Origin of the sequence: Sphingobium sp. MK2 (genome assembly GCF_040170545.1) — a bacterium.
Lineage (GTDB): Bacteria > Pseudomonadota > Alphaproteobacteria > Sphingomonadales > Sphingomonadaceae > Sphingobium.
The window spans coordinates 1-15,366 of record NZ_JAZDXA010000025.1 but is presented as its reverse complement, the minus strand read 5'-3'; the positions used below and the strand labels follow the sequence as shown (position 1 = coordinate 15,366).

Annotated in this window: 12 protein-coding genes; 7 read left to right on the top strand and 5 right to left on the bottom strand. The window is 61.3% G+C overall.

Translation table 11 applies throughout. The features are described 5' to 3' along the window. Nucleotides 1-12 precede the first annotated feature (12 nt). The gene (locus tag V2I08_RS12265; protein WP_349635358.1) at nucleotides 13-405 is read left to right on the top strand and encodes a LapA family protein; all 393 of its coding nucleotides are present in this window, start codon (nucleotides 13-15) and stop codon (nucleotides 403-405) included. Next, nucleotides 402-1,076: an orotidine-5'-phosphate decarboxylase gene (gene pyrF, locus V2I08_RS12260; protein WP_349635357.1), complete on the top strand. Its 675-nt coding sequence runs from the start codon at nucleotides 402-404 to the stop codon at nucleotides 1,074-1,076. The genes V2I08_RS12265 and pyrF overlap by 4 nt, the downstream gene beginning before the upstream one ends. A 39-nt stretch (nucleotides 1,077-1,115) precedes the next feature. Here pyrF and V2I08_RS12255 read toward each other — a convergent pair whose 3' ends face one another. Together V2I08_RS12255 and V2I08_RS12250 are read right to left on the bottom strand one after the other, a co-directional pair. Further along, on the bottom strand, nucleotides 1,116-4,031 hold the full coding sequence (locus V2I08_RS12255) for a glycosyl hydrolase 115 family protein (protein ID WP_349635356.1): 2,916 nt from the start codon (nucleotides 4,029-4,031) through the stop codon (nucleotides 1,116-1,118). Between the two features lie 121 nt (nucleotides 4,032-4,152). After that, complete coding sequence (locus tag V2I08_RS12250; protein WP_349635355.1) at nucleotides 4,153-7,242, bottom strand: TonB-dependent receptor; 3,090 nt, start codon at nucleotides 7,240-7,242, stop codon at nucleotides 4,153-4,155. A 519-nt stretch (nucleotides 7,243-7,761) separates the two neighbouring features. Between V2I08_RS12250 and secA the strand changes: the two genes are divergently transcribed. From secA to V2I08_RS12235, 3 genes are all read left to right on the top strand, one after another. Continuing rightward, nucleotides 7,762-10,497, top strand: coding sequence for a preprotein translocase subunit SecA (gene secA, locus V2I08_RS12245; protein WP_349635354.1), 2,736 nt, complete (start codon nucleotides 7,762-7,764; stop codon nucleotides 10,495-10,497). Between the two features lie 130 nt (nucleotides 10,498-10,627). Continuing rightward, nucleotides 10,628-10,978: a PilZ domain-containing protein gene (locus V2I08_RS12240; protein WP_349635353.1), complete on the top strand. Its 351-nt coding sequence runs from the start codon at nucleotides 10,628-10,630 to the stop codon at nucleotides 10,976-10,978. Between the two features lie 155 nt (nucleotides 10,979-11,133). Beyond that, a complete protein-coding gene (locus tag V2I08_RS12235) occupies nucleotides 11,134-11,922 on the top strand; it encodes an IclR family transcriptional regulator C-terminal domain-containing protein (protein ID WP_349635352.1) in 789 nt (262 codons plus the stop codon). Nucleotides 11,923-11,993: 71 nt separating this feature from the next. Here V2I08_RS12235 and V2I08_RS12230 read toward each other — a convergent pair whose 3' ends face one another. The 3 genes from V2I08_RS12230 to V2I08_RS12220 all read right to left on the bottom strand — a co-directional run bounded on the left by V2I08_RS12230 (nucleotide 11,994) and on the right by V2I08_RS12220 (nucleotide 13,249). Further along, nucleotides 11,994-12,542, bottom strand: a complete 549-nt coding sequence (locus V2I08_RS12230; protein WP_349635405.1) for a hypothetical protein — start codon at nucleotides 12,540-12,542, stop codon at nucleotides 11,994-11,996. A gap of 160 nt (nucleotides 12,543-12,702) precedes the next feature. After that, a complete protein-coding gene (locus V2I08_RS12225) occupies nucleotides 12,703-12,957 on the bottom strand; it encodes a hypothetical protein (RefSeq protein WP_310223652.1) in 255 nt (84 codons plus the stop codon). Nucleotides 12,958-13,039: 82 nt separating this feature from the next. Then, complete coding sequence (locus tag V2I08_RS12220; RefSeq protein WP_349635351.1) at nucleotides 13,040-13,249, bottom strand: hypothetical protein; 210 nt, start codon at nucleotides 13,247-13,249, stop codon at nucleotides 13,040-13,042. Nucleotides 13,250-13,407: 158 nt separating this feature from the next. Here V2I08_RS12220 and V2I08_RS12215 point away from each other — a divergent pair, with 158 nt between their 5' ends. Both V2I08_RS12215 and V2I08_RS12210 read left to right on the top strand, forming a co-directional pair. Then, the gene (locus V2I08_RS12215; RefSeq protein ID WP_349635350.1) at nucleotides 13,408-14,520 is read left to right on the top strand and encodes a histidine kinase; all 1,113 of its coding nucleotides are present in this window, start codon (nucleotides 13,408-13,410) and stop codon (nucleotides 14,518-14,520) included. 5 nt (nucleotides 14,521-14,525) lie between these two features. Then, a complete protein-coding gene (locus tag V2I08_RS12210) occupies nucleotides 14,526-15,269 on the top strand; it encodes a LytTR family DNA-binding domain-containing protein (protein ID WP_349635349.1) in 744 nt (247 codons plus the stop codon). Nucleotides 15,270-15,366 lie beyond the last annotated feature (97 nt).

Here is a 15,366-nt window from a genome sequence, read left to right as displayed (position 1 = left end):
GAGGTAAAGCCGATGCAATTTTTGCGGACTGCCTTCTGGGTCGTCATCGCCGTCGCCCTCGCCTTCTTCTGCATGGCGAATTATGTCCCCGTGACCGTGCGCCTGTGGGGCGACCTGGTGATGGAAACCAAGCTGCCGGTCCTGCTGATCGGGGCCTATCTTCTGGGTGCTTTGCCCTTCTGGATCGTGGCGCGCGCCACACGCTGGCGCTTGAAGCGGCGGCTCGACAGCACCGAACGGGCGCTGGCGGCGGTCACCACGCCGCCTGCGCCCCCGGCTTCGGTGGCTCCTGCCGCTTCGACGCCGGTCGCATCGTCCCCTATGTCCTCGACGCCACCCGTAGCCGAAGCGACGGACCCGATACTTCCCACCTCCCCTCCTCTTTCGCCCGCAGGACCAGCATGAGCAGCCCCATCTATGTCGCCATCGACACGCCAGACCTCGCCAAGGCGCAACATCTGGCGGGGCAGGTGCGCCATCATGTCGGCGGGCTGAAACTGGGCCTCGAATTTTTCTGCGCCCATGGCCATCATGGCGTGCTGGAGATGATGAAGTTCGGCCTGCCGATCTTTCTCGACCTCAAGCTGCATGATATTCCCAATACGGTGGCCAAGGCGGTGCAGGCGCTGCATCTGCTGGAGCCGGCGATCCTGACCGTCCATGCGGCAGGCGGCCGCGCCATGCTGGAGGATGCCAAGGCGGCGGCGGGCGTCAATACGAAGGTGGTGGCGGTGACCGTGCTGACCAGCCTGGATGATGGCGACCTGCTCGACATCGGTGTCGGCGGGAAGGCCGAGGATCAGGTACGGCGGCTTGCAGACCTGGCGCAGAGCGCTGGGCTGGACGGCATCGTCTGTTCGGGCGAGGAAGTGGCGATGGCCAAGAAGGCCTGGCATGACGGCTTTTTCGTGGTGCCGGGCGTGCGGCCCACAGGCGGCGCGATGGCAGACCAGAAACGCGCCGTGACCCCGCGCCAGGCGCTCGATCGCGGTGCGTCCATTTTAGTCGTGGGACGGCCGATCAGCCTGGCGGAAAATCCCGACCTGGCCGCGCGCGAGATCGAGGCGACGCTATAGCAGTCCGAAACTGGTTACCCGCCCCCTCCTGGCTGCGCCCTATGACCGCGACGGTTCGCCTATCCTGATGCTTGGCGGTCCGAAATAGCTTTCCGGCAGCCTGTCCCGATAGGCGGTGATCGACTGGATTACGATCGTCGGGTCCACCATCGCGATGCTGAGCCGATGCCGTCCCGCTTTTGCTATCGCGGCCTTGAACCGCATGATCCGCATGTCGGTCCGGGAATCATGATCATGCGCTTCGCCCAGAAACTCCTCGGTCTCGCGCCTTTCCGGCGTGAAGACAGAGACGATCTGGGGTGCATTATCATCGATCCACAGCGCCAGCGACAATTGATGCGCGGGGTTGATGTTAAGGGTCGGCGCGGTGACGAGATCGAAGGTCCAGTCTCCCGCTTCGCCGACAAAGATCGGATAGTCGAGGCGCGGTGCCTTGGCCGGATCGGCGATGGAGGGCGCGTCGACCGGGAATACAGACATGGCGGCTTCGACACGACCATAGTCGGGAATGGCTTCCCACCGTACATTCCCGGCCGGAACATTGCGTTCGAATGCATTGGCGGGAATGGAGAATGGGCCGTGCAGGCTGCCCCAGCAGCCCTTGGCCAGGCGCGTCTGGTCGGCCGATGCCTTCACGGCGTTGATGCCCACTGAAACGCTGTACGACACCCCCTCCTGGCTGATGTCGATCGATCCCTTGGACGTACCTTCCGGCACCTTGGCCCAATCGATATCCACCCAATAGCGCCGATCCTCGGCACTGATGGAAAAGGCGCTATCTTCGGTCAGGATGATCCACGGTTCGCTGACCGACACTTTGGCCGCGATCGGCCGCTTGCCGCGCGGAAATATCTCGATCCAGCGCCGTTCGCGCCGCAGACTGTCGAATGTCGGCAGGCTGGGCGGCAGATAATAGCCGGGCCATGCCTCGCTCCTGCCCTCGACGGCGACACCGAACAAGGAAACGTCGTTCAGATCCAGCTCGGATACCGGCGGCAGGATATCCTGCGTCGGCTGATACCAGTCGAAATAGCCGATATAGGTCTGGTCCATCAGGTGGTTCCATTTTCCACCCGACAGATCATGATTATAGGTATCGCGTATCCGATGCGCCTGCGCGAACAGCCGCTTCACTTCGACGGCTTCCTTGTTGGTGCTGGCACGGCCTTGTTCGGCGAACCACCCGTTGCGCCCGGCGGCCACAAGCATTTCGGTCAGATTGCAGCATCCCCTGATGGGATGAAGCACCAACTGATAATAAGCGGCGCGGTACATCTCCGGCAGAGCCTCGTTCACGGCCTCCGCCCGGTTACGCAGCGCCCGCCACAGGGCGACCATGCGTTCGGCTTCCCTGAAATTGGGCAGGCTATAGGTGTCAGGCCGCAACTGCTCCGGTTTGCGCCAGGCATTATATTTGGCGTAACGCGACACCAGTGACGCGATTTCGGCGGCATGGGCCTGGCCAAATTCGCGCGCTGCCCATAGCCGGGTCCACTCCGCCATCCGTTCCTTGGTCACCGCCTTGGGGTCCCAGGCCATGGCCAGGAAAAATTCGATCGGCAGTTCCAGCGGCTTCAGGTCGCCGATATTGCTGATCCAGATGCGGTTCGCGCCATATTCCAGCGCGAGATTCATCTGTTCCCAGATCTTCGGGAAGGGATTGGTGTTGATCCATTTATAGCTATACGGACCGCCATTCATGTCCATATGGTGATAGACACCAAAGCCACCCGTCCGGCTTGCACGCTCCTGCGGCGTGGGAAGGCGGCGAATATAACCCACATTATCATCGGCAAACATCAAGGTTACATCGTCGGGCACCTTGAGGCCCGCGTCATAATATTTCTGGACCTCGGTAAAGAGTACCCAAACCTGCGGGATGTCTTCGATGCGCTTGCCGGTTTCTTCCTGCAATATGCGACGCTGGTCCGAAATGATGGTTTCGAGCAAGTCTATGTCGGACTGAATGCCGCCAGTGCCTTCCATCGCGACATCGCCATCGCCCCGCATCCCCATCGTCACCAACAGTTCGCGGTCCTTGCTGCGTTGCGCCCCTTCGCGGAAGAATTGCTGCACCGCCGGACGATTGGTGACATAATTCCATTCGCCATTGCCCGGCCTGCGCGACGTCCATTCCTTATGCGCGCGGTTCATCGGCTCATGATGCGATGTCCCCATGACGATGCCATATTCATCCGCCAGAGGCCCGTTTTTGGGATCATCTTCGTTAAAGGCGTTATTCCACATTGCCGGCCAGAGATAATTGGCGCGCAGCCGCAGCAGGAGTTCGAACACCTTGGTGTAGAAGTCCGAATTCATGCCGCCGAATTTTTCCGCGGTCCAGGCGGACAGGCAGGGTGCCTCATTGTTGAGGAAGATGCCGCGATACCGAACCGCTGGTTCACCCTGAAAATATGTACCGTAGGAAATGCGGACCTGATCGCGCTTCACCACCGGCACGTCCGCCCACCAATACCAGGGGGACACGCCGATATTCTGCGACAGATCATAGATGCCATAGATGGTGCCGCGCTTGTCGCTGCCGACGATCACCAGCGCTTCTTCAATACCCGGCAGCGGATTGCGAACCGTCTGTAGCGTATAGCTTTCCCACTTGCCCCTTATCGGCGCGACGTCGATCTTGCCCGTTGCAGCAAGTTGGTCGATCGTCGGGCTTTTGCCCAATGTTCCGATCAGCACCATGCGTCTTTTGTCGGGCGCGGGCGAGAAGGCGGCATCCGTTCCGGTTACCCGCCCCACGTCCGCCGCCAGGTCGCCAGCGGCGCGACGCACGCCCGGAAAATCACCCTGGTCGACGAAAAGAGGGACGCTTGCCCCCTTTGCGGCCAGTTCGAAACCCTTGGCTTTCCCGTCAAAACTGACCGCTGCGCGCAGCGGGCTTGCGGCAAGCGCCGCAGCAACAGATCCAGAAAGCACATCGCGACGTGACAGCATCAGAGAGTTCCAATCCAGCTAAAACCGCCCGGCGGGGACGACCGTCCCTATCCCGCCTCATAAGCGTTGGAAGACAAAGAGGGTGGAGCGTTGCCGCGCCACCCTCTCCGCCTGTCTTCGATCAGAAGCTACCGCGAAGCCCGACGAGATATTGTACGCCCGGCTTGTACTGGGTGAAGGTCGCCCCTTCAAACTGGAAGTAGCTGCGCAGCTTCGAGTTGGTGAAGTTCTGGATATCGACGGTCAACTGCGGCGCGCCCTTCCATCCAAACAGCTTCTCCAGGTCGAAAGATGAAGCGAAATCCCATTGCTGGTAATCATCGCTGTAGAGGGCGGCGGCCGGAATGCCGTTCTGGTTGCCGCCGCTGCTCTGCGATCCTTCGCGGAAGGTGGTCGACACTCGCAAATTGACGCCGCCATTTTCATAATAACCAATCAGGTTATAGGTAAAGGGCGCGACACCAAATGCGGTTGCAGGTCCGTCACTGCGCTGATCGACCAGGGTCGCGTTGGCATTGAAGCCAAAGCCCCGAACGCCGAACCGATCGGTCAGGAAGTCGAGCGGCTGCACCCACTGAAACTCAAGGCCGTTGACCGTGAGCTTGTTGGGCACATTGACCTGCGACTGAACCTGAATGGTTGCAGCAGCCGGACCACCCCGCAGGTCGATCGCCTGCTGCTGGGTGGGGTTCAGCGAGTCATAGGTAATGCCATATTGCGCCAGGAACGAAAATGGCTGGGTCGTGATCTGGTTGTTGGTGAAGCCCGTCAGCGACTTGCGGAAGGCATTGAACGAAATCAGGCCTTCGCGACCCGTATAGAGTTCGACGCCCAGATCGAGGTTGTTCGAGAAATAGGGGTTGAGGGCAGGATTGCCGATCGTCGCGGTCGCGGCCGAGGGATCGCCAAAGCCAACGCCGGGCAACTGCGCGGCCGGGTCAGGCCGGGTCATCGTTTTGGAATAAGCCGCCCGGACAACCGCCATATCGCCCAGATCATAGGCCAGCGTAGCAGTCGGCAGCCACTTGTCGTAACTATTTGAAGTGCGAACCATGGTAACGATGCTCGGATAGCGCGAACCGTCCGGCAACTGGGTGGTGGCGGTCGGGTTGTTGCGCGGATCGGCGATAGAAACCCGGCCCTCGATCGTCTGATCCGTCTTCACATAGCGCGCGCCAACATTGAAGCGCAGGTCATTGTCGCCAATCTGCTGCTTGCCCGACGCCATCAAATAGGCGGCGAAGGACTTTTCATGGATCAGACCACCACTTGCCCCGGTGTTGGACCCACCCGATTCCGGCGCATTGTCATGGAAATAATCATAGTTGGACGCTTGCTTGAAACGGTTCCAATCGACGGTGACGAAGCCCGCACGGCCCGGCATGAGGAAGCTCGGCAGTTGGCCCACCGGAACGAGCGAACCGCCATAGTTGACCGTTCCGCTCTGCCCTGCGGTATAGCCCGTGCCATAGCCCGGATAGTCGGGATAGCCAGGCGTGCCAGCCACCGGCGATGCCGCGCCGACGCAGACAGGCTGGCTGTTCGGCCCCGGCAGGAACACATTGGGATTGCCGCCGCAAACGGCGTTCTGCCACGCTTGGCTGTTGTCGAACCCGCGAATGCGACGGCTGACATCGTCATAATTGCCGCCGGCCTGGATGCTGAGATTTTCATCGCCCCAGTTGAGCGAACCGCGTACGCCCTTCGTCTTGTTGAGGCGCCGTTCGTCGGAAATATTCACGCGACCGCCGTTCCAGACAAAATTGTTCGGATCATTGAGGTCGACATTGGCTGCGATCGTCGGCGGACCATTGGGGTTATAGGTATAGTCCACCGTCACACCCGTACCCATGGCGGTGACCGGACCGGCGGTCGGGATTTCGCGATGGAAGGTGCTGCGCGTGTAATTGGCCTGCAACGACAGCTTCAGGCGATCGCCAAGTTCCCAATCCACGCCGGGATTGATGCTGTAAAGACGGGTCGTTTCCGTGAGGGGACGATATTCCAGGAAAAATTGCGAGTTGGCGTAAGTGCCATTGGTAACCAGGCAACCCGCGGCGCAATCTTCCCGATCATAGCTGGTGTTGGTCGGGATGAGCTGGCCGTTGCGCACGATCCACGCGATATTTTCGCGGGTCAGGTCATTCTTCTTATAGCCATAGAGACCGTCAATATAGAAGTTCATCGTATCGGACGGACGCCATTCGGCACTGGCGATCGCATTGATGCGGTCGCGACGACCATATTGCGCTGAGAAACGGCCAAGGCGGGGCAGGATGCCATTGTCGATCTGCTGGATGGTGGCACCCGGATTATTGGCAAGCAACCAGGCACGATCGATGGTCTGGCCAGCAACGGTGCCCGCGCCCGCACCGGCCGGTACGGTGGCCGGGATGGTCCAGTTGCCGCCGCCGGTCGTGTTGCACCCGGTGGCTGCCCCACATTGCGCGGCAGTCAGCGCCGGATTGGTATAGCCGATCGTTTCATAGCCGCGATTGTCCGTGAACAGCCGCTGACCGGACACGCCGACGAGGATCCCCATCGTATCATTGGTGGTGCTGAAAATTGCCGACCCGCGCGCGCCGATCTTGTCGACCCCGCTCTGCTTGGTGCCCTGCATATTATAGGTGAAGCGTGTGCCGGGGCGATCAAACGGCCGTGCGGAGCGCATATCGATGTTGCCCGCTGCGCCGCCTTCCAGCAGGTTTGCGGTATAGCTTTTGTTGACCGTCAATTTGGTGAAAAGGTCGGTCGGGAAAAAGCTGAGATCGACGGAACGGTCCGTCCCCTGCGCGTCGGTCGCACCCGATGACGATACGGCGATGGGCGCACCATTCAGCGTGACGTTGGTGAAGTTCGAACCAAGGCCGCGAATCGCGACGTTTACGCCCTCGCCGTTCACGTCGCGGTTGATCGTAATGCCGGGAATACGGTTGAACGATTCGGCGATGTTCGTATCGGGAAATTTCCCGATATCCTGCGCAAAGATGGAATCGGTAAAGCCAGTGGCATCGCGCTTGGCGTTAGTGGAACTTTGCAGCGAGGCGCGATAGCCGGTCACCACGATGTCGTTTACGGTTGTGTCGGGCGCTATCGACTGAGCCTGCGGAGCCGCATCACCTGCCTGCGCATGAACCTCCCCCGCGAACATCGTCGTAATAGCGGTCGCAGCCAACAAGGCGCGACGAACATCTGTTTGATATCGTGCCATTTCATCCTCTCCCTGGATAGTGCGTGACGTTACACAATCTTTCTGAATGGTAACGCTATCACAATCGCTGACTGCAATATCGAAAAAAGCTTGTCAATGGGTAAGGCCAATATTTGTTATACTGGTTTCAACGAAACCCGCCTTATCCTGGCGACCGCAGTCCTTTCGGCATCAGATTGTTACCGGGGCCGGGGCAGCCAGTCGGTATTCGGCACATGCGGAGTTGCCGCCAGGGATCGGTAAAACCAATACCCCGGATCACAGACTGTAGACGAAATGCCCTCTATCAAGAACGAACGTTGGCGCGAGAATGGACCGCCAGCAGAGATGCTTCTCATTGACGCACGGCCAGTCCGTCGAACCCGGCAAGCCTACATGGCCACCCTTATGACGTTCAGCCAGCATTGCGCGCCGCGCGCACCTTGATTGACTAACCGTTGAGCCATCCCTAAATCGCCGCGCATGTCCGCGCGCCTGTCCTTCAATGGGCCGCGCCTCCCTTTTGAGTCAGGAATGTCCATGTTCGGCGCACTCGCCAAGTCCATCTTCGGTTCGTCCAACGAACGCTATGTGAAGTCGCTGGGCAAGATCGTCGATCGGATCGCCTCGTTCGAACCCGCGATGCAGGCGCTGAACGATACGGATCTGGCCGCGCAGACCGTCAAGTTCCGCGAGCGGCTGGCCGCGGGCGAGACGCTGGACGACCTGCTGCCCGAAGCCTTTGCCACGGTGCGCGAAGCGTCCGTCCGGGTTCTGGGCATGCGCCATTTCGACGTGCAGATGGTCGGCGGCATCGTCCTGCATCGCGGCGAGATCGCCGAAATGCGCACGGGTGAGGGCAAGACGCTGGTGGCAACGCTCGCCACCTACCTGAACGCGCTGGAGGGCAAGGGCGTCCATGTCGTCACCGTGAACGACTATCTCGCCAGCCGCGACTGCGACTGGATGGGGCAGGTCTATCGCTTCCTGGGGCTGACCACCGGCGTCATCGTGCCCAACATCAGCGAGGATCAGCGCCGCGCCGCCTATGCCGCCGACATCACCTATGCGACGAACAACGAACTCGGCTTCGACTATCTGCGCGACAATATGAAATATGACCGCGCCTCGATGGTCCAGCGCCCGTTCAACTATGCCATCGTTGACGAGGTGGACTCGATCCTGATCGACGAGGCGCGCACGCCGCTCATCATCTCCGGCCCGACCGACGACAAGTCCGAACTCTATGTCTCGGTCGATGCGATCGTGAAGCAGGTCACGGAAGCCGATTATGAGAAGGACGAAAAGCAGCGCTCCGTCACGCTGACCGAAGACGGCACCGAGCGGATCGAGCGTCTGCTGGAAGATGCCGGGCTGCTCCAGGGCACCAACCTCTATGATTTTGAAAATACGCAGGTGGTGCATCATGTGAACCAGGCGCTGCGCGCCAATGTCATGTTCCGCCGCGACATCGACTATATCGTCAAGGACGGCAAGGTTATCATCATTGACGAGTTCACCGGCCGCATGATGGACGGCCGCCGCTGGTCGGACGGCCTGCATCAGGCGGTGGAGGCCAAGGAAGGCGTCCAGATCGAACCGGAAAACCAGACTCTGGCCTCGGTCACCTTCCAGAATTATTTCCGCATGTATCCCAAGATTTCGGGCATGACCGGCACCGCTTCGACCGAAGCGACCGAATTTTACGAAATCTATAAGATGAACGTCGTCACCATCCCGACCAACAAGCCGGTGCAGCGGATCGACGAGCAGGATAGTTTCTACAAGAATATCGAGGATAAATTCCGCGGCATTGCCCGGACGATCAAGGAACATGCCGAACGCGGTCAGCCGGTCCTCGTCGGGACAGTGTCGATCGAAAAGTCCGAAATGCTGTCTGAATTCCTCAATCAGGAAGGCGTGCCCCACGCCGTGCTGAACGCCCGTTTCCATGAGAGCGAAGCGCATATCGTGGCGCAGGCGGGCCGCAAGGGCGTGGTGACGATCGCCACCAACATGGCGGGGCGCGGCACCGACATCAAACTGGGCGGCAATCTCGAAATGCGGGTCGAGGACGAATTGCGCGACATGCCCGAAGGGCCGGAGCGTGAAGCGGCGATCAAGCGGATCGAGGCCGAGATCGAGGTGGAGAAGCAGGAAGTGCTGGCGGCGGGCGGCCTGTTCGTGCTGGCGACCGAGCGCCATGAAAGCCGCCGCATCGACAATCAGTTGCGCGGCCGTTCGGGCCGTCAGGGCGATCCTGGCCTGTCGCGCTTCTACCTCAGCCTCGACGATGACCTGATGCGCATCTTTGGCCCGGACACGATGTTCGCCAAGATGATCCGCTCCAACCTGGAAGATGGCGAGGCACTGCCCCCGTCCAAATGGCTGAGCAAGGCGATCGAGACCGCGCAGAAGAAGGTCGAGGCGCGCAATTACGACATCCGCAAGCAGGTCGTCGAATATGACGATGTCATGAACGACCAGCGCAAGGTGATCTACGAACAGCGCTCCGACATCATGGATGCCGATACAGTGGACGACGTCGTTACCGACATGCGCCATGAAACGGTGAACGACATTGTCGGCGCATCCTGCCCGCCCGGCACCTATCCCGAACAATGGGACATGGTGAAGCTCAAGACCCGCACCGAAGAAATTCTGGGGCTGGACGTCGATTTCGACGCCTGGCTCGCCGAAGATGCCATCGACCCGGAAATGATCGAGGAACGGCTTGTGGCGATGGCCGACGAAGCCGTTGCCGGAAAGGTCGCCAATGTCGATGCGTCCGACTGGCATATGATCGAGAAGTCGATCCTGCTGCAAAGCCTCGATCATCATTGGAAGGAGCATCTGGCGACGCTCGACGCCCTGCGCCAGGTCGTCCATCTGCGCGCCTATGCGCAAAAGACGCCGATCAACGAATATAAGCAGGAAGCCTTCGCGCTGTTCGAACGGATGCTCGAAAATATCCGCGAAGATGTGACGGGTTCAATCGCGCGGGTGCAGTTCCGCATGGATGAGGCACCCTTGCCGCAATTCGACCTGCCGGTGCTGCCCGACTTCATCACCACCCACATTGATCCTTTTTCCGGCGAGGATAACAGCGCGGACATCGACGCGGGCCAGACGGGCGGTATCACCACCACCATTCCCACCCGGCCGCTCGACACCGCCCCCGCCAATCAGTTCGCCAATCTCGATATCAGCCGCAATGCCCCCTGCCCCTGCGGTTCGGGCCAGAAATACAAGCATTGCCACGGCGCGCTGGCCTGATTGCGGCTTGGCGGGCCTGCACCGTGCCCGCCCCGCATGGCTAATATAGTATTGACCAGATGACGTGTGATTTCGGTAACGTAACCATATCATGATCGTGGCTGATCCTGGGGGGAGCCCGGAGAACGTCATGACGCGCATACCTCATCATCAGCCCGACCGCCGTCGCGAAAGCCGCTTCGTCGCCAATGCCCCTGCCACCCTGCTATGGGATGGCATCAGCGAACCCGTGACCATTCTCAACATCTCGGCCTATGGTGCCTTGCTCGAAACCGCCTTTTTGCCGCCGATCGCCGCGCGCATCACATTGATCAGTGATCATATGGAGGTATGCGGCACGGTCATATGGCACGGCGTGGATCGCTGCGGTCTGCTGCTCAGCCAGGCCATAGACCCGCTCTCGGTGATCGATGAGCCATCGGTAGGCACGACGGAGCCGCCCATCACATTGCGAAAGGTCGCGCCCGGCCGCTATGCCTGAGGGCATGTCCACGCCCGGCATTCCGCTGACCGGCAGCCAGCCAGTCAGCCCGATACCGCGATGCACATGACGGACGGAAACGCAGGCCATTGAGTCGATGGCCAAGCGGTGTAGAACGCCGATTATCGATCATTATGGACGGATAAAGTGGAAGCATGAACGACGCGGACCTGCAGGCCGACGGCGACCCGGAATTCATGACATCGCTGGCGCGCGGACTTGCCGTGCTACAATGTTTTGCGGAACAGGAACGGCTGATGACCATCGCCCAGGCGAGCCAGCTTACAAACCTCAGCCGCCCCGCCGTGCGCCGTTGCCTACATACACTGACGCGCCTTGGCTATGCGGAGAAGATCGGGACGAAATACGCCCTCAAGCCCAAGGTCATGGCGTTGGGCTACGCCTATCTCTCCTCGACCCCGCTGGCCGTTCAGGCCCAGCCGCTGCTGGACACCCTGCGCGATGAAATCGGCGAGTCCTGCTCGCTTGGTTTGCTGGAGGCGGACGAGGTCTGCTATATCGCCAGGGCGGAAACCTCCCGTATCATGTCTGTCGCCCTGCGCGTCGGCAGCCGCCTCCCCCTCTATCCCACATCGATGGGGCGTGTGCTGTTGGCCGGGATGAGTGTGGACGAGCGGCGCGCTTATTTCAGGCGCGTGGCGATCGTTCCGATCACAGCGCGGACCGAAACGCAGATCAGCCGCCTCCTCGCCATTTGCGAACAGGTGGCCGACGAAGGTTTTGCGATCGTTGATCAGGAACTCGAACCGGGCCTGCGTTCCATCGCTGTGCCGGTACGTTCGTCCACCGGGCAAATCCGTGCGGCACTCAATATCGGCACGAATGCCCAGCGCCATAGCGAGGCCGACTTGCGCACCCGCCTGCTACCGGCGCTGCGTAATTGCGCCCGCGCGCTGTCGGCGCTCGACCGGGACCGCCAATAGGCAAGTTGCCAATATTCTCCGCCCTGTGCCGATGCCCGCTTCCCCCCGGATGCGGGCATCGCCTTGCGCTGTCAGTTGGCCTTGCTCAGATCCACCTTCTCAACCCATTCGGGGTAGAAACTCGGCTCGCGGTTGGACCAGCCCGCCGCCGTCGCCGCCGCTTCGCTGATCGATTGCAACAGCACGCGCCGCTTTTCGGGGTGCAGGTGCGGCAGGCTCGCCGCCGCGCAGAAAGCACCGGGCAGCCAGGGTCGTGCGCCCGCGCCCAACAGCCGCTCGTACAGGAACCGATAGGAGGAAAAGCTGGCCAGCCGGTCCTGCCCCAGGTCGAAGGCGGAGATGGTCACCAGCGGGGCCATGAACGGCTCCACCTGTTCCAGGCCGCTGTCATCGGGCACGCGGGCCTTAATCTCTTCCAGCCGCCCATAGATGCGTGCCTGTGCGCGGATGGAGGCTTCCTCCACCAGATCGCGCGACCATAGCTTCATCGCATCGCGGCGATGCAGGCCGATGTCGAGCGACCGGCGAATATAACGTTGTGTGGCAGACGAGAAGCTGGCGAATTCGCGCAGTTCCGCCAAGGTGACGGCTCCGTCCGCAGGTTTTGCACTCGTACCCATGTTCATGCCCTCCGACCTGTAGTCGATCGTCAGAACATGCGCCCTCTATGGTTACTGAAGGCTTAAGCGCCTGTTCCGCCGCCATTCACAAGGGATCAGATTTCCTTGTGCAGCGCAACATGAAAATGCGAAGCCAAGGTTCGGTTGGTCGCGCCGTCCCTCATGCCTCCGACCGGCGCGCTAACACCGCGCCGATCATGCTGCGCCATACCGCGACGTCGCCCGCCTGTGCCATCTGCGCGTCCGGCTCGCGCAACGTATGCAGTATGGCATAGGCATCCTCGACATGGTTACACCATGCTGCATCCACCGCACTCGCTGCATGGGGATCGCTACCCTCACCATTCTGGCTCAGATGGCGTCCAGCCAGGACGCGGGCAATGCGCTCGACGGCGGGGGTAGCGGATGTCGGCATGGGGTGCGGCTCCTCTCTTTACGGGCGGCGATGGCTTCATCTGCCGCCCCCAAACTCTATCATCCTTGCGGCCAAAAAGCCATCAATTCTCAGGCGTGTAGCCCGATGACGGTACAGGATCGCCCTTGTCACCGGGCCGCGTGCTGGACGGCGGATCGGATGCATCCATCGAATCCTCCAACTCCTCGTCCAGCTTTTCCTCGGCGTCGCGAACATGGTCCTGCGCGTCGCTGCTGCGCGCGCCATCGGCCTGCTCATGGGTCTGCGTATGGGAATGATCAGTCGGGGTCATGCGTCTCTCCTGCTCGATGCCACACAGGCATCTCTCCTGATCAACGGACCGGCCCGCATCCCGGTTCCCACGCGCCGTTCGACCAACGCGCCAGCCGCTTCGACCAGCAGCCACGCGATGGGGCGACAAGTATCACGCGCGCGGGTAAACAGGATGTCATGACATATGCGCCCGACGACGGCGAACGCGGCATCTCGCCCGCGATCGCGCTCTATTCCATTCTCGGCTTCTGGTTATTCTACGCCGTGCTGGTCACGCTGCGCGCCACGGTCATGGGCTTCGACGCCCCCTATGAGCTGGCCGCGCGGCGCGCCATCGTCACCGTCATCGGCATCGTCACCACCTGGATCTTCTACCTGATGCTGCGCCGCTTCGACACGAAGCCCTTGAGCGTCCGCGTCGTCGCTGCCTTTTCGCTCGCCGCGCCCTTCGCGCTCGCCATGGCGTCGGCCAATTTCTACATGTTCAACGTCTATGACCCGGTCAACATCTTCACCGATGGCGACCGGATGAAATATCGCAGCGAAGAATATTTCGCGCTGATCCAGATCGTCGAGGATGCGATCAGCCGCTATTTCTTCCTCTCCGCCTGGGCCGCGCTCTACCTCGCTCTCTCCTACGCCAGCGAAGTCCACCGCACCGAACGCCGAGCTGCCCGGCTGGAACGCGCCGCGCAACAGGCCGAACTGCGCTCGCTGCGCTATCAGGTGAACCCGCATTTCCTGTTCAATACGCTCAACAGCCTCTCGACCCTCGTCATGCGCAACAAACCCGACGAAGCGGAAAAGATGATCCTGTCGCTCTCCAACTTCTACCGCACCAGCCTGACCGGCGATCCGCTCGACGACGTGCCGCTGGCCGAAGAAGTCCATCTCCAGCAACTCTATCTCGATATTGAGGGGGTCCGCTTCCCTGAACGGCTGACCAGCGTCATCGACATTCCCGCCGACCTCATGACCGCCTGCGTCCCCGGCCTCATCCTCCAGCCGCTGGTAGAAAATGCGATTAAATATGGCGTCTCGCGCACGTCCAGCCCGGTGCAGATCCGCATCACCGCGCGCGCCGATGGCGAGTTGATGCACATCAACGTCACTGACGATGGCGACCAGCCGCCCGGCGACGCCGATCGCGGCAGCGGCATCGGCCTTGCCAATGTGCGCGACCGGCTGACCGCCCGCTTTGGCGATCAGGGCCGCATCGCTTATGGTCCGCGTGAGGGCGGCGGCTTCTCCGTCCTCATCACCCTCCCCATCATCCGCCAGAGTTGCTGATCCCCATGTCCATCCGCACCATGATCGTCGATGACGAACCGCTCGCGATCGAGCGGCTGCAGATGTTGTGCGCCCGCGAACCGCGCCTGACGCTCTGCGGCACCGCCAGCGATGGCGAAGCCGCCCTGCGCCTCATCGAAGCGTTGAAACCCGACCTCGTCCTGCTCGACATCGCCATGCCGCTGCTCGACGGCATAGGCGTCGCTCGCGCGGTCGGCCGCATGGGCCTGCGCCCCGCCGTCATTTTCGTGACCGCCTTTGAAGGCTTCGCGGTCGAGGCCTTCGATCTTGCCGCCGTCGACTATCTGCTCAAGCCCGTCGCGCATGACCGGCTGACCCGCGCGATCGACCGGGTGGAGGCCGCACGCAGCCTGCCCCCCACCGACGCGCCCGCCATCTCGACCGAAGCCCAGACCGATTGGGCCGAGGAATTCTGGGTGCCGCACCGCTCCGAACTCATCCGCATCGCCACCGACCAGATCGACCGGATCGAGGCGGAGCGCGACTATATGCGCCTCCATGTCGGCACCCACAGCTACCTCCTCCACCAGACGATCAGCAGCTTGGAGGAACGGCTCGACCCGCAGCAATTCGTCCGCCTCCACCGCTCCCACATCGTCCGCCGCGACCATATCGCCCGCCTGCGCCACGACGGCAGCGGCGTGTGGTTCGCCGCGCTCGCCGACGGCAACGAAATCCGCATCGGCCGCACCTTCCTCGCCAACGCCAGAGCCATGACCGGCCGCTAAAGCGCAAATCCTCCCCTTGCAGGGGAGGGGGACCACGAAGTGGTGGAGGGGTGTCACCCTATCGAGAGCGTGACACCCCTCCGTCCGGGCTACGCGC

What these genes read in the sequence shown, in the direction of transcription:
- V2I08_RS12225 (WP_310223652.1), bottom strand. Translation starts at nt 12,957, where the DNA reads ATGCCGACATCCGCTACCCCCGCCGTCGAGCGCATTGCCCGCGTCCTG.
- pyrF (WP_349635357.1), top strand. Translation starts at nt 402, where the DNA reads ATGAGCAGCCCCATCTATGTCGCCATCGACACGCCAGACCTCGCCAAG.
- V2I08_RS12210 (WP_349635349.1), top strand. Translation starts at nt 14,526, where the DNA reads ATGTCCATCCGCACCATGATCGTCGATGACGAACCGCTCGCGATCGAG.
- V2I08_RS12220 (WP_349635351.1), bottom strand. Translation starts at nt 13,249, where the DNA reads ATGACCCCGACTGATCATTCCCATACGCAGACCCATGAGCAGGCCGAT.
- secA (WP_349635354.1), top strand. Translation starts at nt 7,762, where the DNA reads ATGTTCGGCGCACTCGCCAAGTCCATCTTCGGTTCGTCCAACGAACGC.
- V2I08_RS12240 (WP_349635353.1), top strand. Translation starts at nt 10,628, where the DNA reads ATGACGCGCATACCTCATCATCAGCCCGACCGCCGTCGCGAAAGCCGC.
- V2I08_RS12215 (WP_349635350.1), top strand. Translation starts at nt 13,408, where the DNA reads ATGACATATGCGCCCGACGACGGCGAACGCGGCATCTCGCCCGCGATC.
- V2I08_RS12255 (WP_349635356.1), bottom strand. Translation starts at nt 4,031, where the DNA reads ATGCTGTCACGTCGCGATGTGCTTTCTGGATCTGTTGCTGCGGCGCTT.
- V2I08_RS12250 (WP_349635355.1), bottom strand. Translation starts at nt 7,242, where the DNA reads ATGGCACGATATCAAACAGATGTTCGTCGCGCCTTGTTGGCTGCGACC.
- V2I08_RS12235 (WP_349635352.1), top strand. Translation starts at nt 11,134, where the DNA reads ATGAACGACGCGGACCTGCAGGCCGACGGCGACCCGGAATTCATGACA.
- V2I08_RS12265 (WP_349635358.1), top strand. Translation starts at nt 13, where the DNA reads ATGCAATTTTTGCGGACTGCCTTCTGGGTCGTCATCGCCGTCGCCCTC.
- V2I08_RS12230 (WP_349635405.1), bottom strand. Translation starts at nt 12,542, where the DNA reads ATGGGTACGAGTGCAAAACCTGCGGACGGAGCCGTCACCTTGGCGGAA.